The sequence below is a fragment of the Paenibacillus sp. FSL K6-1566 genome (assembly GCF_038050475.1).
Taxonomy (GTDB): domain Bacteria; phylum Bacillota; class Bacilli; order Paenibacillales; family Paenibacillaceae; genus Paenibacillus_AQ; species Paenibacillus_AQ lactis.
In genome coordinates this window covers 5292050-5316036 of the sequence record NZ_JBBOSR010000001.1, presented here as the reverse complement: position 1 = coordinate 5316036, position 23987 = coordinate 5292050, and the positions used below count along the sequence as shown (strand labels likewise).

The following is a 23987-nucleotide window of genomic DNA, read 5'->3' as shown; positions in this document are numbered from 1 at the left end:
TTTGCTCCAAGCTTTTATAGTATTGCATATATCCTTGTTTTGGCAATAGCGGCAAAGGCATATATCCTACAGAAAAATAATGCTTGCCGTCTGCTGGCGGCTATGCTATTCTAATGTCAAATTATAACAAGTCAACGGAAGCACCGTTCATGAACCGCAGGGTTGCGGTATGAATGGTGCTTTTTTGCGTTGTCAGGGAAAGGAAGAGGGGATATATGCAATGCTATCGGTACGATTCGTGCTGGCCGTACAGGATTCCAGGTATGTAGAACCGCTGCTGAACTACGTAAACGGAAGCTCCTATAGCTCGTCGATGCAGATAACCGCCTTCACACGGCAGGATGCGTTTCTTCATTATATGGAGTCGGGAGAACCCCCAGCTCTCGTGGTTGGAGATGCAGAGATGCTGATGGCATGGTTCCAGCTTGGCGACCCGGCTGTGCCTTGGCTGCTGCTTAACGACGGTGCTGGGATGCCTGCTTCTTGTCCGGCGGGAGGATCCCATACTGCCAAGTACCAGCCGCTGCCGAAGCTGCTGGAAGCGATATCCGCCCGCTGCCACGGAAGCAGTACCTTCTCGGGAGGCAGCAATGGAATCAGCGGCGGCGCGGGACTCCAGACCGGAATGGCTGCCGTTATCGGAGTTCTTTCTCCCTTGAGCGGGTGCGGCAAGAGCACGCTGGCGATGAATATGGCCAAGCAGTTTGCCGTATTGGGACTGCGGGTGTTTTACCTCAATTTGGAGAGCGTCAACAGCAGCGTGCTGTTTCCTTCAGGCTGCGACGGAATGGAGGGAAGCTTTTCCCGGCTTCTGTACGATATTAAGGCCGCTCAGGAAGGCGGATCAGAGAATGTTCTTCAGGTTATGCCGTACCGACTCAGGCATCAGGGGCTGAAATGCGACACGTTCGAGCCGAGCCTGCACGTGAAAGAGATCATGGAGATGACGAGGTCCGATACGGAGCTGCTGCTTCGATCGCTTGGATCCGCCGGCCAGTACGATGTCATTGTTGTGGATACGGATGGAGCGTCGGGGGTCCGGGAGGAGAGGCTGCAAGCGGTGCTTGAGCATACCGGTGCGTTGATCTGGGTCCTGCTGGACGATCCGATCAGCATGTTTAAAAGCGGAATCCGGATCGACCAGCTGCTGCAGTCGGGCGAGAGCTTCTCGGGCGGCTTGATGAAGCGGAGCAGGTTTGTTGTCAACCGTTATACCGGACAGCTTGTGAACAGGCCTCCTCGGCAAGACATCCGGATCGATTGCATGCTGCCTTATATCCCCTCCTGGAAGCAGCTTCACCAGCAGGAGCTGCTGCTGATGTCACCGATATACCAAAGGGAAGTTCTGAAGCTGTGCCGGCAGCTCCTTGGGGGTGGAGATTTCGGGCTGTCCGGCGAAAATAGGGGGGAACTCTATGCATGAGGAGCAGTTCCGTTCGGTTAGGGATCAGATTCGGTCGGAGCTGGATATGACCGGCAGCGTCCATAATTCTGAATTCATGGCGCGCATAGAGGACTTGGTGTGGAGGAGACAGGAGCTTGCAGGACTGACGGCCATGGAGAAACGGACTTTGGTTCGCAGAGTGTACGATTCCTTTCGCGGGCTGGATGTGCTGCAGCCGCTCGTCGACAATCCCCGAATTACGGAGATTATGATTAACAGCCACCGGGAGATCTTCATCGAGCAGGACGGAGAGGTGAAGCAGGTGCCGCTGCAGTTCGAATCGCAGGGAAGGCTGGAGGACATTATCCAGAGTATCGGGGGGAGTGTCAATCGGGTCGTGAACGAGTCTGTGCCCATCGTGGACGCCCGGCTGAAGGATGGGTCCAGGGTGAATATCGTGCTTCCGCCTATCGCGCTTAAGGGGCCGACCATGACGATCCGAAAGTTTCCGGATGCGCCGATGACGATGGAGGATTTGGTGGGACGGGACGCATTATGCCCGGAGGCGGCAGAGCTGCTTCGAATCCTGGTCAGGGGCAAGTACAACATTTTCATCGGCGGGGGGACCGGCTCGGGGAAGACCACATTCTTGAACGCACTTTCCCAGTTCATCCCGCCCGATGAACGGGTCATCACGATTGAGGACTCCGCCGAGCTGAAGATTGTTACGGTGCCGAATCTGGTATCACTGGAGACGCGGAATGCCAATACGGAGGGACGGGGCGAGATTACGATCCGTGACTTGATCCGTTCGTCGCTGCGGATGCGCCCGAATCGCATCGTTGTCGGCGAGGTCCGCGGCAGCGAGGCGCTGGATATGCTGCAGGCAATGAACACAGGGCATGAAGGCAGCCTTTCGACTGGCCACGCTAATAGCGTGAGGGATATGATCAGCCGATTGGAGACGATGGTGCTGAGCGGCTCAGAGCTGCCAATCAGCGTTGTCCGTCAGCAAATCAGTTCGGCTGTCGACATCTTCATTCATTTAACACGGCTTAGAGACCGTTCGCGCCGTGTGACGGAGATCAGTGAGGTGGTCGGGATGAGCAGCGGGGAAGTGCAGTTAAACCCGTTGTACCGCTTTCAAGAAACCGGGGAGGCTGACGGCAAGGTGCTTGGCCGTCTCGAAGCCTGCGGCAATCCGCTGCGAGGGACGGAGAAGCTGCGGATGGCCGGCATTACCGCCTGGCCCCTGCAAGGGGATGGAGGTGACTCTTATGAAGGCCAGCAGCCTCATGAGATCCGTGAAAGCGGATAAAGCGGGAGTGAAGCCGAAGAGACCAAAGGATCGGATAGAGCCTCAGCGCCAGCAACCCGACAGCAGCAGCCGGCTGCCCGACTACAGCGTGTACGTATTGTCCAAGCGAGAGAAGGTGCTATGTATACTGCTCGGCGCGGTGTTATTCTTCGCGATCGGATATCTGTTTTATCATCATGTGATTTTGTCACTTCTTCTTGGGGCAGCGGGATTTGCCGTTCCGAAGTTTTGGCGTCGTCACAGGATGGAGCAAAGACGGAGAACCTTGAATCTTCATTTCAAGCAGACTTTGTACTCCTTGTCCTCTTCGTTGTCGGCCGGACGATCGGTGGAGAACGGTTTTAAGGATGCCGTACAGGATCTGCTCCTGCTGGATCCGGGCGGGGAGAGCGACATGATCTTTGAGCTAAAAGTCATCGGATCCAGGCTGGAATACGGAGAGGCGATCGAGGCTGCTCTCCAGGATTTTGCGCGAAGAGCCAGTATGGAGGATATTACGAATTTCGCCGATGTGTTTACGACTTGTAAACGAACCGGCGGGGATCTGGTCGAGGTCGTTCGAAGAACCTCTTCCATTATTGGCGAGAAGCTGGATATACAGCAGGAGATCTCCGTCATGATCGCCCAGAAGCGCTTCGAATCCAAGGCGCTGCTGGCTGCTCCGTTTTTATTGGTGCTGTTTATGAATATGACTTCGCCGGACTATATGGAGCCTATGCACAGCGGGGCAGGGATCTTTATATCTACCGCTGCTCTGATTGCTTTGGTCGGGTGCTTTTGGTGGATTACCAGGATGATGAACATCAAGGTATAAGGAGGTGAGGGAAGCGTGGTGGTATGGATATCCGCGCTGCTGATGGTTCTGCTCGGGGGTGGTTGGGTGGTGCTGAACCGGATCGGCGGTGAACGGTACCGGCAGCTGAGCAGGCTGCCCATGGAGGGACTGCGTCTGCAGAAGCTGACGCCGCCGCTGGTGTATTTGCTGGAGCGAAGCAAAGTTCCCATGAGATTTCCGATATGGTTCTACCGGATTCAAGGCTCGGTCCAGAAACTGCACGGATTGCGGCGCAGTCCGGAAATGACGCTGCTGTTCATGGCTGATGCGCTTGCTTATACTTGGCTGATTTGGATCGGGGGCTGCATCTGGTCATTGCTTACGGGCGAACCCATGGGAATGATCGCGGGATTTGGCCTAGGTGTACTACTGCCGGTCGCATTGATCAGAGATATGCAAAAGAAAGTGCTGCTGCGTGAGCAGGAGATCGTAATGGAGCTTCCGGAGCTCCTCAGCAAAATCGTGCTGCTGGTGGGTGCGGGCGAGACGGTTCAACGGTCGATCGCGCATTGCGTGGAGCGGAGCAAGGACAAGAATCATCCCCTCTATAACGAATTGGGGAGGATGCTCTTGGAATGGGAAGGAGGCCATCCGTTCCAGCAGGCTTTCGAGCAGTTTAATAAGCGCTGCGGCGTCCAGGAGGTTTCGATATTCACGACGACGGTACTGCTGAACTTCCGGCGGGGAGGAAACGACTTTGCGCTTGCCCTCCGTGATTTATCCCGGGTGCTGTGGGAGAAACGGAAGGCCATCGGCAGAACCCGAGGGGAGCAGGCATCCTCGAAGCTGGTGTTTCCGATGGTTGTTATTTTTATGATTGTCATAATATTGCTCGGCGCGCCTGCGTTTATGATGATGAACATGTAGAAGGGATCGGTGGATGCAATGATGCTGACCATACTAAAGAACAGAATGAAGCGGTTATGGAAGGATGAGAGCGGGATCGGTACGTTGGAGATGATCCTCATTCTGGTTGTTATTTTAATTATCGCTCTAATATTCAAAGATGAAATTACGGAGCTGGTAGACAAACTGTTCAGATCTGTAAACTCGAAGTCTGAGGAGTTCCTTGAGTAGGCGGCAGCCTGGAAAATGGAGGGACGAGTCGGGAAGCTTCACGATCGAGGCTTCTCTCGTTCTTCCGGTCGTACTGGTTGTAACCGCGCTGCTTCTGTTCCTCTGCCTATATATTTACCAGAAATCCATGCTGGCTCAGGCTTCGGCTGCGCGTCCGAGCGCACGGCATATATCTGGGACAACAGCCATAAAACGGCACGCTCCGGATCCGTGGAGCAAGGATTGCATGATTCATTGTATTGGCGGCTAACGGATGATCAACTGCTCAGGACCCTGTTTGGTTTGTCAGGCGGGGAAGCACCCAAGAGCATATCGATCCCTCAGGGAGAGAACCGGGACGGAAATCTTCCTGAACTTAAGATGTCCAAAGGGAGCACGGCCGTACCGGCCGGAATGAGCGGGGAGATGCAGTACAGCAACCAGCTGCTTATTCGCAAAGTAACGACCTCTCTGCATCAACAGGTATCGTTTACGCCGCTAAACCGTTTATTGGAAGATGGGGGACGGATCCAGGTTAGCGCGCAATCGGTCGTGGTTGATCCGGTTGAATTTATTCGAACGGTTGATGTCATGAGATACTACGGCTCCAAGTTTCAGGGCGGGAGGAATCGGACGGACCCGTCAGCCGCCAAGGACGTATTACGGAAGTTCGGAGGTGCGCGATAGTCATGGGGAAGCTAAGAAGAACAGGCATGGCCGGGAGAAGCAAGAGATTGTCCACCGACGGATCGGTTTCCATTTTTCTGATTATTGCGTTAGCCGTGGTATTTATGTTTGTGGCAGTATTCATTGATTATTCCCGGATCGCTGCGATGAAGGTACAGAGCGAGAGGCTGACCCGAGCCGCCGTCCGGTCCGTGATGTCTTCTTATGATCCCGGGCTCCAGCAGGAGTACGGTCTTTATGCCTCAGGGGACACCAGCGGGGATCTGATCATGGGAAAGGTGCTTAACGAAAGCTTGAATCCCGGGGAGCGGAGCGATGCTTTTCACCTGCTCTCCATGGAGGTCGACAGCTCCAGTCTGCAGCTGCAGCGTCCCCTCGGAGAGTATGAAATCTTTAACCGACAGATTTTGGAGGATATGAAATACAAAGCTCCGATCGATTTCACGCTGGAGCTTGTCTCCAAGTTCAAACCCCTCTCCCAATCCATGAAGGAAGCTTCCAACACGGTGGATGTGCTCCGGAAGCTTAGGAAGCTGTATGACAAGCGTGAAGCTGCGCTTGATGAGATGCTGGACAAGCAGCGCAAGGCGGGAAAGAATGCGGAAGTGCTATCGAGGCTTATCATGGATCCTCCCGGCACATCTATCGAGGATGCTTCATTGGGCGGTAGCATTCGAACCGCGGCGGATGCAGCATCGCAATATGAGGATTACTGGACGAAGAAGGAGGAGGATGCCGACAGGCCGCCCAAGGAGAAGCTGTATACCCTTTCCATTATGGCTTACGAAGCAGGCGTTTCGTCGATCGGTTCGCGAATATCAGCCGAGGCGAGCCGTTTGCAGCGGGAGAACGACCAGCTGCTGACCGAGGCTTTGAGGCTGTGGGAGAAAGCCCGAACTCTGAACGAAGAGATGAAGCAAGTGATTCAGGAATCCGAGAACCGCTCCTCTAACGCCGGTTACGATCTGGTTACACGTGACAACACGCCTGGCGCATCTGCCTCGGAGGGCACGGACGCCGAGACGATCCAGGCCATCCGGAAGCAGGCCGGTCAATTGATCCATGGCGAAGAGTTGTTACATGGTCTGAAGGAGGACATAAGATCCCAGCAGCTGCAGGAGCAGTCGGTACAGCGGTCCGTTTCATCGCTTTGTTCCTCATTAGGAGGCGGTGGAGCGAAAGGGGCTGTGCTGGAGGCGAGCCGAGTTGTCAGAGAATATATTTCGAGCTACGGAACTTCAGGGCCGTCCAATGTTGTAGACCGTAATCAGGCGAAGCTGGAGCAGTATCGCTCTTCGGACAAGGAGCGGAAGGCAATGGAGAAGCAGGCAAACGGGAAATTGAAGGAGGCTTCCCGGGTCATTAGCGCGATTAACGGGCTTGAAGGCCAAAGTCAGGCAATCCAGGACGAGTTTCGAAAACTGCAAGCCTATTACGATGAGAGTCTTCAATTTAATCAAGAACGAAACGATGGAGCTTCGGGCAGATCCATGGATGATGACCCGTATGACGCGGGCAAAGCTGCGATGGATAATATGGACGGAATGTTTGGCTTCATGGGGGAGGCTCTTGGCGGGGTAAGGGACGAGCTGTTTCAGAATGAATATGCCGTTCATTATTTTCAGCATTTCGACCCGTCGAAGCTGTCCGGGATCATTAGCGGCTCATCCTCCGTAGACGAGCTGGCGGGGGAGTTTGCGATTGCCAATCAGGAGGTGGAATACATCCTTTACGGCTTTCACAATCCCGCCGGAAATATTTCTGCCGCGTATGCTGAAATATTTGCCTCCCGGCTCGCGATTCGTACGATGGAAGGCTTCGTCGTCAACAGTAAGCTGGGAAACCCGCTAGCCATATTGGCTGCTGCTCTCCTGTACGGAATTGAAAAGGCAATCGCGGATATGATCGAGCTGTGCAAAACGGGTGAGATTGAGCTGTCCAGGTACGCTCCGGTCAAGCTCACGTATCGCGATCATTTAAGAATATTTATGTTTATTCACAGCAACAACGAGAAGAAGCTCTCCCGCATGCTGGCTTTGATCCGGCTTAACACCGGAGTCAATCCGGCTGAGCGGATGACGTATGCTTCCGGTGAAGTGAAGACGGCAATGCGAATATGGTTTCTCCCCGGGTTATCGAAAGCGCTGGGTCAGGTATTCGGCAGCGCGGACGAGGTTCAGGGCAACCGTTATATCGTAACGCGGACAGCGGATTTTTCTTATTAGGTCAGGAGCTCATGGAATGAAACGATCTGCAGATGCAAAAGGCGGCCGTAGAGGCGGAGCTGGAGGAGAACGGGGCAGCATCGTTGTCGAGGCAGCGCTAGTGCTGCCGATGTTCATGTTTTTTGTGATCTTTCTTATTTATATGGTGCAGATGACATTGATTTCAACCGCACTCCATAGTACGGCTGCGGACGCAGTCAAGATGGTCGCCTCCCACATGTATCCGGTGTCGCTTGCCGTTCAGCAGAATTCGGCAGGTGGGGAAGCGGTAGAGTCGGAGAGCACAACCCATTGGGAAATTCCGAGGCTTTCCTTAAGCGACTGGGCCTCACAGTACAGTGATTCGCTGCCTTCACCTGTCAACGAGTGGATTGTTCAGGCTGTTGCCACGGGTGAGGAGCCGCTGCAGCAGCTGAAGAACCAGACCGTCGAAGCGGTATTGGATCCTGTGATTAAACCTTTGCTGCAGCCGTTCACGCAAAGCGGCCTTCTGGATGTCGACAGGATTCATGTATCCAATGTGCGCGTGCCGAATCTAAAAAGCGGACAAAGTCCGTACTTTGGAATCGAGCTCAATTATGATCTGCCGATTCGGGTGCCTTTCCTGAACAAAAGCATCGTTCTGCAGGCGAAGGCCCAAGAAAGGCTGTGGATCGGGGATACAGGAGAGGGCGGGGAAGGAACGGGCGGGGATGGCAGTGCGCCCGGCGGGACGATTCAGCTGCTCGAGAAGCCGAATCCTGCGGTAGCAAGCCGGCAAGCGACCGTAAAGGTGAAGGTGGAGCCCGGAATGGACGCGAATCTGTCCGTTTATTACAAAAGCGGGCAGAGCACGGCCAAGTATTTGGGCTGGAAAACGGCGGACGCGCACGGCTATATCGAATGGGAATGGAATGTCGGCTTCAACACAACGCCCGGCACTTGGCCGTTCGTAGTGGAGACGCGGAATGGAGAACGACTTGAAGTGATGTTTACCGTGGTGGCTAGGCCGTGAGCAGGCAGAGATCCTGCCGTTTTCCGAACTGCACCGGGCACTGCATATTCAGTAGCTTGAGCGATTCATCAAGGTGGACGGACAAAGTCGCATTCATGGAGGCTGGGTGTGGCCCTGTTCGTTTCGGTGCGGTATCCTGCCCTGAAAGGAGATGACTTCATTTGGGAATGGCTTATGGTATTTGTGCCATGTATTTGATTGCTGCTTTTATAACGGATCTTCGCTCTATGAAAATTCCTAACCTGCTTACGGTTGCCTCCATGGTTCTAGGGCTTACCTACCACGGTGTCCTGTCAGGGGGCGAAGGGCTGCTGTTCTCGCTGCAGGGACTTGGCACAGGTTTTTCCATACTGCTGGTCATGTATGTAATTGGAGCGGTGGGTGCCGGGGACGTCAAGCTGTTTGGAGGAATCGGGGCCTGGACCGGACTGTGGTTCACGTTACAGTCGATCATGTACTCGGTTCTGTTTGCGGGGGTGATTGCACTCGCCATCTTATTATGGCGGCGGGAGACATTTCTCAGATTGCGAAAAGTTATCGGCAGTATGATGGGAGTACTCATGTTCAAAAGCCTTGCGCCATGGCGGAGCAGCCAGGAGGAGCAGTTACGGTTTCCGTTCATGATCGCGGTGCTTCCGGGGGTCATCAGCGCGTATATGATGCTCCATATGTAGGAGGTGCGATTCGTGTTAGGGTTGAAAACGGATTTTGTTCAGAACGACAGGACCATGATGATCCTCGACCGGGAGCAGGGAATCCGTGCCGATGAACTCAATGAAGTACAGTTAGGCATGATTCGTTCGTCAAGCATTCCCCACTTTCTGAAGCTGCATATCAAGGAAGTAGATTACAAAATCACGATGGAATATGACATTACCGGCAAGAAAATGCTCTCCCAAGCATTGAAAGCCGAGCGCATGTCTCTGACCGAGTATTACGGATTGCTGCTTCAGATTGTGACGGCATTGCATGACAGCAGTCTGTATATGCTTAAGGCCGAAAACTTCATTCTGCACGAAGATTACATATTTATTGCTGGATCCTTGCGGCTGGGGACGCTGTATTTAACCTACCTTCCGCTCGAGACTACGGATGAAAGCGGCCAGCTAAGGTCATCCCTGAAAGAATGCATGACAAGACTTCTTGCTTCCGTAACGGAGTTAAAGGGAAGAGGCGTTCAGGCTTTAATGTCATTTTGCGGGGAACAGAGCTTTAGTCTCCCCGGCTTGAAGAGGCTGATCCTCGAGCTGCTTGCTGGTGAAGATGATGGTGTTATCTCTGGACGGACGGATACCCGGCCGGAATTAAGCGTAAGCGAGCCGGGTATCCGTGCTGTTCGGTCAAGCGTGCTGAACTCCGGCAGCACAAGCCCGAATTCTGGGAATGATCACGCTGGAGCCTGGTCAAGGACCGGGCAGGAAGCGCCCGTTGACCGGAGCAATCTTATCCGCAGTATTCATTCAGCGGGCCATTCAGGAATGGAGCGACCGGAACGGATCGATAAGCCGATTCGCCCGCGCTTCGGGGCTGCCTCATGGCTCCCGGATCGGAATGAGGAAAGTGCGGAGCCCGAAGACACTGAGCAGTCCTCCCCGCTTCGGACCTATATATTATTAGCATGCATGCTGGCTGCTGCAGCAGTCTGGCGATTGCTGTATTTGAGCCGGCCATCTCTGCTCACCCTCGGATTATCCGCAGGTATTACGATTCTGCTGGCCGCGGCAGCATGGCTGGGATGGCAGGGGAAGCTGCAGACATTATTCCGCAGGACGGACCCATGGTCAGGTGCGCTGCCGGCGATGGAGTCCACCGAGCTTGAACATTACGGCCCCTCCGCATGGAAGGCGCCTCCCCGGTTTCAGGCAGACCCGTTATCCGGACTGCTAAATGGAGGAGAGCATATCCATCGGGAGGATCGCCTGGATGATCGGAAGACACTTGATTCAAAAGAGAAATGGCGATGGAAATCTCCAAGAACGGATACTGAAGCCGATGAAGGATCAAATCAAAACGTGGAAACTCCGTTCCATGGTGGAGCCTCGCTGCGGGGTGGAATAGGGGCCAGTGGTTTCACGGACAGGGGGATAGAACCAGGCAGCAGCCCTGCTGGACAATCCCAGAGTCCGACCAATGACCAGGGACAGTCTATGGCAGGCCGTAACAAGGAAGCATACAAAATTTTAGAAATGTATCCCCAACCAGGAGCAAGCTCTTCTTCTCAAGGATACGGAAACGCCGAAGCAGCAGCTGGTGAGGAGGATTACTACGCGCATTTAAGCGAGCATACCGAGATCTTATCCTCGTCAGGGGATGGCGGAACGGTTCTGTTAAGTCATGGTTTCGTTCCCGGGAAGCATCCGCAACGACATGCCTATTTGGAGGTCCGCTCCCCTGAAGGCGGTGTGCCAGAGCGGGTCGAAATTAACCAGCCTCACTTCATTATCGGCCGGTCTGCCGAGGTGGCGCAATATGTGGCTCTGGGTGTAGGTACATCACGGGCTCATGCGGAGCTGTCGCGCGGAGCTGAAGGGTATGTGCTCAAGGACTTAGGATCAAGAAACGGTACGGTACTAGAAGGTGAAGCGATGGTTCCTTATAAAGAATATGCGATAGCAGAAGGGAACGCATTTATCATTGCCGGCTGGTCCTTCACGTTCAGGAGCAGTTTGGATGGATCCGGTGGCTCTATGCACGTTTCCGCACGCGCTTTTAAGTAAATTTTTTTAATAAACTTTATAAGAGCCAGCATACCTTTTAAGGTGTGCTGGCTCTTTGTTAATTTTGAATCTAGCATCGTGAATCTACACCCAAAATCCATTCTGAATGTAGACCTTCATTCACCTTCGGTAACGCTGCTAGGATTTATGATCTTTGATTTCTTCGTGAATATGGTAAAATACACCTATTCGCTTATAAGGTCTATCATGAGAGGAACGAGAATTTTGCGCAGAAAAATTAAAACCAACCTATTCTACTTGGCTGCAGGAATATACATAGGCATTGCAATCGTATCCTTTATTCCGTGGATTGAAATTGGCGTAAAAATTACTGCATACACAAGTATCATCGCATTATTAATAACAATCTATGACTCTTCTAAGGTTACCCTGGTGTTAGCTGCAGCAGAAGGGAATCCGCGAAAAGAAAGAGTCCGCTATGTTTTTATGTTAGCTATGAAGATCTTATTGGTCATTTCGCCATTTGCGCTGTTGTATTGGATTAATTATGAGGATGATGAGGCAGTTATAGCGAGAATAAGCAATTACGTTACATTTGCTGCCCTTGGAGTTGTATTCTTTACAAGAGGAATGGAATTAAAAAGTCAATCAAACGACAGGCAAAAGGGAATGTAATCGATGTCCTCAATAAGACGGTCCAACTTTGAATTCGGGGACCCAGAAATCTGAAAAGCATTGAAGAGAATCCATTTGATTACCGTCCAACAGCAAAACGGCTCGAGCGCATTCATCGAGGATGTGTGCCCGAGCCGTTTTTTTCATATGCGTTACTTATTAATGAGATGCTGATACGGTGTATAATCGATATTTTTCTTCTGAAGGAAATTCATCAAGAATTTGTAGTCGCGCTTCGGCGTGGCTACGATGTAGCCTTTAATGCAGTGGTCGCGGGTTACTTCGGTTGCCCCGGATTCGACGGCGATCTTGCCGATCTCGGCTGCAATCGAGTGCTTGGCGATATCGCGGAATGGACCGGGAACCGGCTGAACCAGCTCGTCCAAAAAGGCCTTGGATTCATCCGTCCACAGCGGGCGGCTCCGTTCCACCCAGTAATTTTGCCAATCCAGCTTGGACTTGCCGTCGGCCTTCGGCAGCACCTTCAGGAACTTGCGGAACATGAAAAATCCACCGATGCCCATCAGTCCGAGCATGACCCATCCCCAGAACGCGATGGTATTCATGAACCATGACGGCGGCGCGCTGGACGACAAATACCCCAAGACGGCCCCTGTGCTCTTCATCTTGTATATCACCTCGAACGATTTTTGTCACATGACAGTTTCATGAGAATTATAACGCATTTCTAGATTTATTTCGATATACAAGCTAAAATAGGTGTAATTGTGTGTCACAAAGGGGGAAATTTTATGTTGAAAATCGGGTCCCATGTGTCCTTTTCGGACAAGGGATTGCTGACTGCAGCGACAGAGGCTAAATCTTACGGCTCCAGTTCGTTCATGATATATACCGGCGCTCCGCAAAATACACGGCGCAAGCCGATTGAATCGATGTTTATCGAGGAAGGCAAGCTGGCCATGCAGGAATGCGGCATTGAGGAGATTGTGGTGCATGCGCCTTATATTATCAATCTCGGCTCGTACAAGCCGAACACGTATGAGCTTGCAGTGAGCTTCCTTCAAGAGGAGATCCGGCGCACCCATGCCGTTGGCGTGAAGAACATCGTGCTTCACCCGGGAGCATACACCGATAAGGATGCAGAATACGGCATTGACCGGATCGCCGAAGGCCTGAATGAGGTTCTTGGCGGTACCGATGAGACGGAAGTGCATATCGCTTTGGAGACGATGGCCGGCAAAGGCACCGAGATGGGGCGCTCCTTCGAAGAGATTGCTTCAATTATCGATAAGGTAAAATATAACGACCGGCTGGCGATCTGCCTGGATACATGTCACATTCACGATGCAGGCTATGACATCGTCGACGATCTGGACGGTGTCCTGGAGAAGTTTGATCAAGTGATTGGCCTCGACCGGTTGACGGTCGTTCACATTAACGACAGCAAAAACCCGCGCGGCGCGGCCAAAGACCGCCACACCCCGATCGGAACAGGCTGGATCGGATACGATGCGATTCACCGGATCGTCCATCATGAGAAGCTCCAAGGCCGTCCGTTCATCCTTGAGACGCCGTGGATCGGGAAGGATCCGAAGACGCAGCGTCCTATGTATGAGATCGAAATCGCGCTGCTGCGCGGTGATGTGGAGCAACGCTTTGGACAAGCATTCATTCAGCAGGTCGAACAGCTGCATGAATTTTTTGCGAAGGAAGGCATCGAATCCCGTTCGTTCGTATTGGACACCTGGAATCTGCTGAAAAGCGATGCAAAGGCCAAAAAAGCCGATCCTCGCGAGCCGATGGAACGCTTATACGATATGGTGATGTCCGCCGAGCTGTTCCCTGAGCTTTCGGAAGAGCAGGTCAACCAGCGGCTGATCGCCTATTTGTCCGGAGCTTCCCTTACGGCTTAATCGCCTGAAATCGAATTTACAGCAGCAAGCTGGGCGGCTGGCCAATGGTACGGGAACAGTATGGCTAATACCGGCATCCAGTGCGGTCCGGGAGCGCCAACACAGTGGATGACACGAATCCTCCGCTGGAAGAGCTTCCGGGTCTCGCGGATGCACGAGCTGAATGATGGATGATGAATGCGGAAATCATGATGCATTCCCCGTAAGGATGAGCATGTACTAACTGAAGCGATGATGCGATGCATTCCTCGACAGATTGAGCATGGCCGAGTGATGTGCATCCCTCGTATGAATGAGCATGGATAACCGACAGATGTGCATCCCCGGATGAATGAAGCTGTTATAACGAAAGATTATGTATTACCCCTATTTAGAATGATGTATTAGATATAGAGGAGGATCACCAAGACTTATGGAAATTCACATCAAGAAAGACCGGCCATCCCCTGCGGACCAATATCCTAACCGAGCCCGTATGCTCATCTCCTGCCCGGACGGACCAGGGATTGTAGCGGCGGTCTCCCAGTTTTTGTATCAGCATGGCGCGAACATCGTGCAGTCGGACCAGTACACCATGGATCCGGACGGCGGAATGTTCTTTATCCGTGTTGAGTTTGACCTGGAGGATCTCACGGCCAAGCTGCCGCAGCTGGAGGAATCGTTCCGCGAGATTGCGGACCAATTCAGCATGGAATGGAAAATTTACCACGCCGCGCGCAAAAAGCGCCTTGCGATTTTCGTTTCCAAAGAGGACCACTGCCTCGTAGAGCTTCTCTGGCAATGGCAGGCGGGAGACCTCGATGCCGATATCGCCCTGGTCGTGAGCAATCACCCGGATATGAGGGAGTATGTGGAATCCTTCGGTATTCCGTATCACCATATTCCGGTTACGCCGGAGACGAAGCAGGAGGCCGAGAAGCGGCAGCTGGAGACGATCGGCGACGATATCGACGTCATCATTTTGGCGCGCTATATGCAAATTATTTCGCCGACGTTCATCGAGCATTACCGCAACCGGATCATTAACATTCATCATTCCTTCCTGCCAGCATTTGTCGGCGGCAAGCCTTATGCACAAGCCTATAACCGGGGGGTCAAAATCATCGGTGCCACTGCTCACTACGTAACCGAAGAGCTTGACGGCGGTCCGATCATCGAGCAGGACGTGCAGCGGGTGAGCCATCGCGACGACGTCAACGAGCTCAAGCGCATCGGCCGTACGATTGAACGCGTTGTGCTGGCAAGAGCCGTGAAATGGCATGTTGAGGATCGGATTTTGGTGCATAACAACAAGACGGTTGTATTTAACTAAACGTACAAAATAATCAGCTTAGCGAAGTCATCCATATAGTCTCGACACCGTACTACAATGGAGCAGCCTGACACTTTAACGCTGCAATGGATAGACTGAAGATCCCGCTCCTTTTTGGGGCGGGATTTTTTACATGCAGGGGATCATTTTATGGAATGGTTTGGATCGGAACGCGACTTTTTTGAACCGGTAACGGAAAAAAAGGTCAAACTTTTTCCAATATGGACTCGTCTTTATATTCGAACCGCGAGATCGGTTACAGATTGCTCCAGAATGCTGCTTATACGCAGATGGAAGTAAGGGGAACACCAGGGATTACATCATCAAAAAAACATTAAACATTGGGAGAGGGGAATCATCAGTTGTCGTTTTATACACGAAGAATGCGGATGATGCTGCCGCTTGCTGCGCTGCTGATCACAGCCATGCTGTCTTTGGCCCTGCCGGCGCAGCTGGTCTTTGCCGACGGGCCCGGCATTTCCATCAAGAGTGAAGTCGGTTATGAAGGTAAGGTAAAGTTTGATAAATGGAACCCGCTCAAGCTGACGCTTACGAGCGACCAGGACATCTCCGGCGATATCGTCTTACAGATACAGAGCCAGAACGGCGCAGGCTTTCATACCTCCTACGTGCAGCATGTCGAGCTGCCGAAGGATACACCGAAGGAAGTCGTCCTCGGGCTGCCGGGCACGATCCTGAATAAAGATAACAACCAGATTCTGTTCTATGAGGAATCTTATAAGAAGGGGAAGCCGATCCCGTTTGCATCCGGAAAAAATTACGTGCAGGCGAATCCGTATAACGGAGCCCTGATCGGCGTGCTGTCGGATGACCCGGACACCATGAATTTCATGAACGTGCTCAACGGCAAAGGCACGAGCGTCAACATTATACCGTTGAAGGCGGCGGGCATTCCGGTTGACGCCATGCTGCTAAGCGGGCTTGATGTGCTGGTTATCAACAATTTTGCATCCGATACGCTGTCGGAGCCGCAGCGTCAAGCGATTGTCGGCTGGGTGGACGGCGGTGGCACGCTCGTTCTAGCAGGGGGAGCAGGATACACTAAGACGGCAGCGCCTTTTGCCGAGATTGCGCCGGTAACGGCTGACGGCACGACGGCGGTCAATGAGCTGCCCGAGCTGGAAAAGCTTGGCGGCAAGCCGCTGAAGCTGGACGGGGACTTTACGATCTCAACTGTCACCCCGGTAAAGGATGCGAAAACCGGTATCCAAGCCGCAAATGAACCGTTGTTTGCATCCCACGACTATGGACAGGGCAAGGTGCAGTATGCCGCGTACGACCTCGCCATGGAGCCGGTCAGCTCATGGGCCGGTCATCCGGTGGTATGGACATCCGTCTTGCAAGGCAGTTTGCCGGTCGGATCGCAAAATACGTACTACAATCCGTTGATCGACAATCTGAACTATGTACTGGACTATTTCCCGTCCTTATCGATGCCTTCGTTTACACTGCTGCTGTGGATGCTGATCATTTATGCCGTCGTCGTGGCGCCTGTGCTCTATTTTATCTTGAAAAAGTTTGACAAACGGGAATGGGCCTGGTTCCTGATCCCGGTCATCGCGATCATCGCAAGCGGCGCGGTGTATATGGCCGGTTCCGCGGACAAGACCAAGGAATTGGCGCATACGATCAATATTATTGAGATGAATGGCCGAGGCAGTGCGGTTAAAACGACGGCCACCGCGTTCTTTACCCCGCGCAGCGGCAATTATGAGCTGGAATTTCCGAGCGGTATGTATTTGAGAACATCAGGCTCCCGTTCCTCTTTCGGCGGAGGAATGGACGAGAGCAAGAGCTTTGTCCGAAAGAACCCGGACTCGACGACGGTGGAGCTGCGCGATATGTCCCAGTGGTCGCTCGCCAAGGTGTGGGCCGAATCCGAGAGGCCGGAGAAGCTCGGACGGATGGAGACGGATTTGAAGCTGGATGCCAAGGGGCAGCTGAGCGGAACGGTCATGAACGATACAACCGGCGATCTTACTGAAGTGGTGCTGGTGATCGGGGGCAAAGGCTATAAGCTTGGCGATATTCCGAAAGGAGGATCCGCCCAGATCCCTCAGGATCCGAAGCAGATTTTGAACTTCATGGGCGGGGATATTGCCGGAATGCTGTACCCGTACTCGCAGAACGATGATAAATATAGACAGCGGGACATTATATCCAACTATGCTTATTCGAATCGAACGGTCAATACGGACAAAGCGTTTGTTCTCGGATGGAGCTCCGATCACCTGACGAATTACTCGCTCAAGAAGCAAGAGGTAAGCAGCGACCAGCTCAATTTCTGGGTGCAGCCGGTGGCCATGACATGGGGACAAAGCGGGAAGATTAACGTTCCTTACGGCTTCCTCGCACCGGAAATTTCACAAGTGAACGCACCGATTTTCAGTTCATATGGAAACGGCATCGAGCTTGGGCAAGGTTCCCTCATTGCTGAATTCCCGCTGATTTCCGATCAGGAGGTCGCCTATTCGGAATTCTCCATTAAGGGCATCAAGCCAAACAACAATGTGAAGATGGAAATCTGGAATGCGCAGAAAAATGAGTGGGAGCAGGTCAATGGTTCCGGAAATGAACTGAAGGTCACGGAGAACCCTGAACGGTATATTTTGAACAACCGCATCCGGTTCATGCTGAATGCTGCCGACCAAACCAATTTCCAAATGCCGGAGCTGTCTGTAAAGGGGGAGGTTAAGCCATGATCGAGATTCGGAATCTGAGCAAACGATACGGAACATTCCATGCATTGAAGGATATCAGTCTCTACATTGAGGAGGGGACCGTATTCGGATTCGTCGGACCGAACGGGGCAGGCAAATCGACAACGATGTCGATTTTGGCAACGCTGATGCTGCCAACCTCCGGTGTCGCCAAGGTAGGCGGCTACGACGTTACCCGGCATCCGAAGGAAGTACGCAAACGGATCGGCTATATGCCGGATTTCTTCGGCGTTTATGATCAGTTGAAAGCTACGGAGTATTTGCATTTTTACGGAGCGAGCTACGGGATTCCCCGTGCTGAGCGCGAGCAGCTCATTCCGCAGCTGCTGGAGCTGGTGAACCTGACCGATAAGGCGGATACGTACGTAGACAGTCTCTCGCGGGGGATGAAGCAGCGATTATGCCTTGCCCGCTGTCTTGTGCATGATCCGGAGGTCCTCATTCTGGATGAGCCGGCGTCGGGACTTGACCCGCGGGCGCGAATCGAAATGCGGGAAATTCTGAAGGAATTGAAGCTGATGGGCAAGACGATTATCATCTCGTCGCATATTTTGCCGGAGCTGGCGGAAATGGTGGATGAAATCGGCGTCATTGAACACGGCGAAATGGTGGCACAGGGCAAGGTATCCGATATCCAGAACCGTCTGCGGGTTAAAAAAGTCATCCATATCCGCACGCTCGAGCGAGGTGAGGAGCTGGCCGAAAAGCTGCGGGATGAGCCGTTGGTGACGTCCGTCTTGACGGACAACACCGGGGTTCACGTTCATTACAGCGGCGATGATGTACAGCAGAGCGAGCTTCTGCGGAAGGTGATCTCCTGGGAAATTCCGATTGTCTCATTCCAGGAAGCACAGAGCAATCTGGAGGACGTATTTCTCGAAATTACGAAAGGAGGCCCCCGCGAATGAATTGGAGCAGAAGATTGATCAATCCGGTAATCGACAAGGAATTTCGGCTGCGGATGCGTTCGACCCGTTCGATGCTGTCGGTATTGTTTTACATACTGGCACTCGGCACCATTGCGATGGGTTTCATCTATTTGTTTTTGTATTTGGGCAATCGGGGACCGCAGCGGTTCGATCCGCAGGTAAGCCAGATGATGTTCTATGTGCTGAGCTTTGCCCAGCTGGTGCTGATCGCCTTCATGGCCCCGGCATTGACGGCCGGCGTCATCAGCAGTGAGCGCGAGAAGCAGACACTAAGCATGCTGCTGACGACCCAGCAAAGCTCGTCAACGATCGTGCTCAGCAAGCTGGTGTCCGCGCTCAGCTTTATGGCGCTGATCGTGCTGGCGACGCTGCCGGTGTACAGTATCGTGTTTCTGTATGGCGGCATATCGCCGAAGCAGCTCATATCGGTCTTTCTATTCTATCTGTTTGTGATGCTGCTTCTTGGAGCGCTCGGCGTCATGTTCTCGACGCTCTTCAAGCGGACGATTGTGGCCATCATCGTGACATATGGCGTGGGACTTATCATTTTCTTGGTGACGGGTCTTCTCTATTTGTTCTTTATGGGCATCGAGCAGCGGAATATGTATGTGACAGGTCAGCCTCCTGTCGCGGGATCCTACTCCTGGGTCGGCTACCTGCTGGGGTTGAATCCGGCCGGAGCGATGATGAGCCTGTTCGACTCTTCGTTCTCGAAGGAAGCATTCCTGCTCTATGGCGGCAATCTGAACAGCAAAGCGCCGATTGAGCTGTGGCTCGAGTTTGTCATTGTGTACTCGGTCGTCATCGTGTTGGCGCTCTGGATTGCTATTCGGAACATTCGGCCTGTTGCAAGACGTAGAAAGGGAGAGGCGCCTGCCGAGCAGCTTCCACAGGATGACAGCCCGTCCGGGAACGGTGTGTAAGGAAGGCTATGCAACGGATCTGATCTGAAAAGATTTGAAGGATCTGAAGGAGGAGAAATAAGTGGACAACATCATGCGCGCAATCGAGGCCGCACGCCGGCGGCTGCAGCGCTTCCGGGTCATCGCTTATGCCCTGTACGGACTCGCGGCAGGCTTTGCGGTTTCGCTGCTGCTGCTGATTATCGGGCGTTTCGTTCCGATATCGTGGTTGAACATCGCGGCGGCTGTCATTCCAGCGACCGGCCTCCTTGGGGGCCTTCTCTGGGGATGGCTTAGCCGGATTCCGGCGATGGACGCGGCGGCGGCAATGGATCAGGCATCCGGGGGCGCTGAACGAAGCGATATGATGGTGACCGCGTTGTCTTTCCGGGAGGAAGATTCAGCGGCCGCCCGATGGCAGCGGGAGCAAGCGGAAGCTTACGGCAAGCGATTCACGGAGCAATTGCCTGAGCGTCTTCCCTCCCCCGCCGTAACCGTCAGCTGCTGATCAGCGCCGTTGGTCTGGTCGCCGTTGTCGTCCTGGCGCTGATCCCGAACCCGATGGATAAAAAGGTGGAGGCGGCCAAGGAACAGAAGAAGTGGATTCAGGAGCAGGCCACCAAAACGGAAAAGCTCGCCGAACAGCTGGAGAAGGAGACGCTGGACCCGGTCGACCGTCAAAAGCTGAAAGAGAAGCTGGACGAACTGAGGCAAGCGCTGGCTAAAGAAAAGCAGCCCGAGCAGGCACTGGAGAAGATTGAAAAGGCGATGGAGGAGCTGGAGAAGCTGGCGAAGCAGCAGGAGGAGAAGGCCAAAGCTTTATCCGAGTTCGCCAAGCAAATGCAGCAGCAGAAGGCGTTGTCCGAAGCGGGCAAGAAGCTTGAGGAAGGAAAGTCCGAAGAGCTCAAGCAGGAAATGAAGAAGGTATCCGAGCAAGTCAAGAAAATGCCGCAGGAAGAGAAAGACCGTTTATCGGATGCCCTGAAAAAGCTTGCGGAGGAAGCGGCGAAGCAGCAGGGAAATGAGGAACTGGAAAAGGCGCTTTCCCAAGCGTCTGAGGCCCTCAAAGAAGGCAAGCTGCCGAAAGAGCTGGAAGAAGAGCTGCAGAAGCTGGCTGAGGAACTGGCAGAAACGGCGCTGGCAAAGGCAGCTTCGGAGAGCCAGTCGGAAGCGGCAGCGGCCTTGGCCTCATCCCTCGCTTCACAGGGATTGGCCATGGCGGATCAGATGAAGGCAGGAGGCATGTCGGTGTCGGACGCTTGGGCAAACGGCGGAAGCGCGGAAGCGCTGGCGCAGGCTGGCCTTGGGGAAAGCTCAGGCGAGCAGAGTGAGAACGGCGGTTCCGATTCCGGTGCGGGTTCGGGCCAGCAGGGCTCGGGGGGCGGCCAAGGCGCAGGCAGTGGCAGCGGTTCGGGCTCTGGCAGCGGCTCGGGTTCAGGAGCAGGCTCCGGCAGCGGCAGCGGCTCCGGTGCGGGTTCCGGCAGCGGGGTAGGAAGCGGCGCAGGGCTCGGCAGCGGAGGGCGCGAGCTTGTCACGATTCCTCGAAATTACAAGGGCGGCGGCAACGTCCAGAACGATTCGGGAGAGCTTAACGGCTCCGGCGGCGATATCCAGAAGGGCGGCATATCGCCGACCATTCCCGGCACGTCGCGTCCGTACGAGGAAGTGTACCGGGATTATGAGTCCAAAGCCAAAAACACGCTGGACCGGAATCAGCTGCCTGATCAAATGCAAGGGTTGGTGGAGGAATACTTCATCCAGATCAATCCGAATCCGTGAGGCTTTAGCGGCTAAATAACCGGCCGCAGCGAACGTTGAATTTATTTAGAAGACGGAGGTTTAATCCATGTCGGATATTGCAGTGAGACCCCAAGAATGGATGGAGAGCATTTCTGGACTGAGGGAACATATCGGCAAGGTCATTGTCGGACAGCAGGAGGTTGTGGAGCAAATGCTCTGGTGTATCTTTGCCGGAGGCCACGCCCTTCTGGAGGGGATACCGGGACTTGGAAAAACGATGCTCGTCCGCACCGTCTCCGATGCGCTGGACCTGTCGTTCTCCCGGATCCAATTCACGCCGGACTTAATGCCGAGCGACATTACGGGCACGAATATTTTGTCGTTCGGGCAGCATGGAAGCACGGGGATGACCTTTCAAAAGGGGCCGCTCTTCAGCAGCATCGTGCTGGCTGATGAGATTAACCGGGCTACGCCGAAAACACAGTCCGCCCTGCTCGAAGCGATGCAGGAGAAGACGGTGACGGTAGGTGGAGAAACGCACCGTCTGCCGAGCCCCTTCTTCGTATTGGCTACGCAAAACCCGCTCGAGAACGAGGGTACCTATCCCCTGCCGGAGGCGCAGCTGGACCGGTTCCTCCTGAAGATTGAAGTATCTTATCCAAGTGCCGACGAATTGAAGGAGATCGTAAAGCGGACAACGTCGTCCCATACGTTCCAGGTCGAGCGGCAAATGACGGGCGATGACCTGCTGGAGATCCAGCGGGGCGCGAAGGAAGTGCTGGTCGCGGAAGAAATATTGGATTATGCGGTCCGACTGCTCATGATGACGCATCCTGAGGAGGCGTCCGCGCCGGAGGCGGTCAAAAAATACGTCCAGTTCGGCTCCGGTCCCCGCGGCATTCAGTCCATCATCTCGGTCAGCAAGGTCCGGGCGTTGTGCAGCGGGCGGATGCATGTTTCCACCGGGGATATCCGGGCGGTCGCGCTGCCAGCGCTGCGCCACAGGCTGTTCCTGAATTTTGAGGGACAGGCGATCGGAATGACGACGGATCAGATCATTCAAGAGGTACTGCAGGCGCTGGAGGCATCCGCGTGAGCGGCGCCGGTCATTTGCTTCCGCCGGAATGGCTTCCGCGGCTTGAGCGGCTCACACTGTCCGCAAAGCGGCGGGTTGCGGGAACCCAGCAGGGGAAACGGCGGTCCCGCCGCCTCGGCTCCTCGCTCGAATTCGCCGATTATCGCCTGTATACGCCCGGCGACGATGTGCGCCGGTTCGACTGGGGCGTGTATTCCCGTACCGGTAAAGCGTTTGTCCGCCAGTTCATGGATGAGCAGGAGCTGACGGTCAGCATCTTCGTCGATTGCTCCGCATCGATGGGAGCGGTGATAACGTCTGCGGAAGGGGAGCGTCCTGTAGGGGCGGAGGATCATGAGGTCCACGGCAGCCCGAAATGGCGGCTTGCCCGCCAGCTGGCGGCAAGCGTCGGATACATGGCGCTCTCCTCCTACGATCGGCTCAGATTGCCTGTTACAGCCGCACCGTCTCGGCCCGTCTGCCCGTGATGCGGGGCAAAGGCTCGGCGCACCGCCTGTTCTCATTCCTGCAGGGAGCGCAGACCGGCGGTGAAGGGAGCCTTGCCGCTGCCCTCGGACAGCCCGGTGCGCTTCCAAGGCATCCGGGCATGACCTGGGTGTTTTCGGATTTTTGGCTCGAAGGCGGCGAGGAGGAGCTGCTCAGGGCGTTGTCCCTGCTTGCCGGAAGCGGGCAGGAGGTTGTGCTGGTCCATATTTTGTCCCGGGAGGAGCTCGATCCCAAGCTGGCCGGCGATCTTCGCCTGATTGACAGCGAGACCAAGAACGGGAAGGAAGTCGCATTGACGGGCAAGGTGCTGGATGCGTACAAAGCCGAGCTCGAGCGTTACCGTCATATGCTGTCCGGCGTATGTGCGGAGCGCGGGATGACCTACGTGCTCATTCCGGCCGATATGCCGCTGCGGGATGCCATGTTTGGCGTGCTGGCGGGTGCGGGAGTGGTTTCAAGCTAGCATCTGCTGCATCCAGCTAGGCTTCAACCCGTGGAGCCATAGCGGGCCGCTCGTTCTAAACTATGGACCGCCCGCACTTTCCCGGAAGGGCTTGCCGGGCTGCGGCAGTAGGGGCGATGGTAAGGTGGCAGCAGGCTTCGGGCAAGCCTCAAGAGCGATCCAAGTATGCCTCGAATTTATGCATCGTGCGCACAGGGAGAAACGCACAGTGTCCTAGGCGGGCTGCCACCAGGGAGCGAGTGCGAGCAAGGCAAGTGGTGCCCGCGGGCCGCCACCAGGGAGTGAGTCCGAGCAGTCAAGTTCTGTCCGTGGACTGCCACCAGGAAGCGAGCGCGAGCAGTCAAGTTCTGTCCGTGGACTGCCACCAGGAAGCGAGCGCGAGCAGGCAAGTTCTGTGTGGACTGCCACCAGGAAGCGAGCGCGAGCAGGCAGGTTCTGTGTGGACTGCCAACAGGATGCGAGTGCGAGCAGGCAGGTTCTGTGTGGACTGCCAACAGGATGCGAGTGCGAGCAGGCAAGTTGTGCCCATGGAGTAACGCTAGTGGCGAGTACGAGCAAGGTGAGTGGTCCCGCGGGCCGCGCCGCGTGAACA

General features: G+C 54.3%; 21 protein-coding genes and 1 pseudogene. 21 read left to right on the top strand and 1 reads right to left on the bottom strand.

Translation table 11 applies throughout. The features are described 5' to 3' along the window. The first annotated feature begins 220 nt into the window (after positions 1–220). The 12 genes from NST08_RS23595 (at position 221) to NST08_RS23540 (ending at position 11852) form a co-directional block, all read left to right on the top strand. Entirely contained in the window at positions 221–1423 is a 1203-nt protein-coding gene (locus NST08_RS23595) for a hypothetical protein (protein ID WP_341342348.1), read from the top strand. Further along, positions 1416–2702: a CpaF family protein gene (locus NST08_RS23590; RefSeq protein ID WP_341342347.1), complete on the top strand. Its 1287-nt coding sequence runs from the start codon at positions 1416–1418 to the stop codon at positions 2700–2702. The genes NST08_RS23595 and NST08_RS23590 overlap by 8 nt, the downstream gene beginning before the upstream one ends. Beyond that, positions 2662–3516: a type II secretion system F family protein gene (locus NST08_RS23585; RefSeq protein WP_007132403.1), complete on the top strand. Its 855-nt coding sequence runs from the start codon at positions 2662–2664 to the stop codon at positions 3514–3516. Before NST08_RS23590 ends, NST08_RS23585 begins: the two co-directional genes overlap by 41 nt. Before the next feature lie 42 nt (positions 3517–3558). After that, the gene (locus tag NST08_RS23580) at positions 3559–4404 is read left to right on the top strand and encodes a type II secretion system F family protein (RefSeq protein ID WP_285852478.1); all 846 of its coding nucleotides are present in this window, start codon (positions 3559–3561) and stop codon (positions 4402–4404) included. Positions 4405–4422: 18 nt separating this feature from the next. Continuing rightward, a complete protein-coding gene (locus NST08_RS23575; protein ID WP_007132405.1) occupies positions 4423–4614 on the top strand; it encodes a Flp1 family type IVb pilin in 192 nt (63 codons plus the stop codon). Continuing rightward, positions 4607–4864 carry a TadE/TadG family type IV pilus assembly protein gene (locus tag NST08_RS23570; RefSeq protein WP_341342346.1) on the top strand — a complete coding sequence of 86 codons (258 nt, stop codon included), beginning with the start codon at positions 4607–4609 and terminating at the stop codon, positions 4862–4864. Before NST08_RS23575 ends, NST08_RS23570 begins: the two co-directional genes overlap by 8 nt. Beyond that, complete coding sequence (locus NST08_RS23565) at positions 4837–5280, top strand: hypothetical protein (RefSeq protein ID WP_341342345.1); 444 nt, start codon at positions 4837–4839, stop codon at positions 5278–5280. Before NST08_RS23570 ends, NST08_RS23565 begins: the two co-directional genes overlap by 28 nt. A gap of 2 nt (positions 5281–5282) precedes the next feature. Then, a complete protein-coding gene (locus tag NST08_RS23560; protein WP_251535559.1) occupies positions 5283–7505 on the top strand; it encodes a TadE/TadG family type IV pilus assembly protein in 2223 nt (740 codons plus the stop codon). A gap of 16 nt (positions 7506–7521) precedes the next feature. Next, the gene (locus NST08_RS23555; RefSeq protein WP_251535557.1) at positions 7522–8499 is read left to right on the top strand and encodes a TadE/TadG family type IV pilus assembly protein; all 978 of its coding nucleotides are present in this window, start codon (positions 7522–7524) and stop codon (positions 8497–8499) included. Positions 8500–8660: 161 nt separating this feature from the next. Then, positions 8661–9173 (top strand): A24 family peptidase, encoded by a 513-nt coding sequence (locus NST08_RS23550; protein ID WP_028406512.1) that lies wholly within the window; start codon positions 8661–8663, stop codon positions 9171–9173. A 12-nt stretch (positions 9174–9185) separates the two neighbouring features. Continuing rightward, positions 9186–11216, top strand: a complete 2031-nt coding sequence (locus tag NST08_RS23545; RefSeq protein ID WP_251535555.1) for a DUF6382 domain-containing protein — start codon at positions 9186–9188, stop codon at positions 11214–11216. 207 nt (positions 11217–11423) lie between these two features. Next, on the top strand, positions 11424–11852 hold the full coding sequence (locus NST08_RS23540; RefSeq protein WP_341342344.1) for a hypothetical protein: 429 nt from the start codon (positions 11424–11426) through the stop codon (positions 11850–11852). 152 nt (positions 11853–12004) lie between these two features. Here the strand turns inward: NST08_RS23540 and NST08_RS23535 are convergent, their stop codons facing one another. Continuing rightward, positions 12005–12478, bottom strand: a complete 474-nt coding sequence (locus tag NST08_RS23535; protein ID WP_007132414.1) for a DUF2621 domain-containing protein — start codon at positions 12476–12478, stop codon at positions 12005–12007. A 126-nt stretch (positions 12479–12604) separates the two neighbouring features. Between NST08_RS23535 and NST08_RS23530 the strand changes: the two genes are divergently transcribed. The 9 genes and pseudogenes from NST08_RS23530 to NST08_RS23490 all read left to right on the top strand — a co-directional run bounded on the left by NST08_RS23530 (position 12605) and on the right by NST08_RS23490 (position 23395). Then, positions 12605–13726, top strand: a complete 1122-nt coding sequence (locus NST08_RS23530) for a deoxyribonuclease IV (RefSeq protein WP_341034976.1) — start codon at positions 12605–12607, stop codon at positions 13724–13726. Positions 13727–14138: 412 nt separating this feature from the next. Continuing rightward, entirely contained in the window at positions 14139–15038 is a 900-nt protein-coding gene (gene purU, locus NST08_RS23525) for a formyltetrahydrofolate deformylase (RefSeq protein ID WP_341342343.1), read from the top strand. Positions 15039–15400: 362 nt separating this feature from the next. Continuing rightward, positions 15401–17761, top strand: a complete 2361-nt coding sequence (locus tag NST08_RS23520; protein ID WP_341342342.1) for a DUF4350 domain-containing protein — start codon at positions 15401–15403, stop codon at positions 17759–17761. Continuing rightward, positions 17758–18687, top strand: a complete 930-nt coding sequence (locus NST08_RS23515) for an ABC transporter ATP-binding protein (RefSeq protein WP_341034978.1) — start codon at positions 17758–17760, stop codon at positions 18685–18687. Before NST08_RS23520 ends, NST08_RS23515 begins: the two co-directional genes overlap by 4 nt. Continuing rightward, positions 18684–19631, top strand: coding sequence for an ABC transporter permease (locus NST08_RS23510; protein WP_341034979.1), 948 nt, complete (start codon positions 18684–18686; stop codon positions 19629–19631). Before NST08_RS23515 ends, NST08_RS23510 begins: the two co-directional genes overlap by 4 nt. A gap of 61 nt (positions 19632–19692) precedes the next feature. Beyond that, on the top strand, positions 19693–20118 hold the full coding sequence (locus tag NST08_RS23505; protein WP_341342341.1) for a hypothetical protein: 426 nt from the start codon (positions 19693–19695) through the stop codon (positions 20116–20118). A 53-nt stretch (positions 20119–20171) separates the two neighbouring features. Beyond that, positions 20172–21389: a phage tail tape measure protein gene (locus NST08_RS23500; RefSeq protein WP_341342340.1), complete on the top strand. Its 1218-nt coding sequence runs from the start codon at positions 20172–20174 to the stop codon at positions 21387–21389. A gap of 67 nt (positions 21390–21456) precedes the next feature. Next, complete coding sequence (locus tag NST08_RS23495; RefSeq protein ID WP_341034981.1) at positions 21457–22446, top strand: AAA family ATPase; 990 nt, start codon at positions 21457–21459, stop codon at positions 22444–22446. Then, positions 22443–23395: pseudogene (locus tag NST08_RS23490) on the top strand (DUF58 domain-containing protein). Before NST08_RS23495 ends, NST08_RS23490 begins: the two are co-directional and overlap by 4 nt. Positions 23396–23987 lie beyond the last annotated feature (592 nt).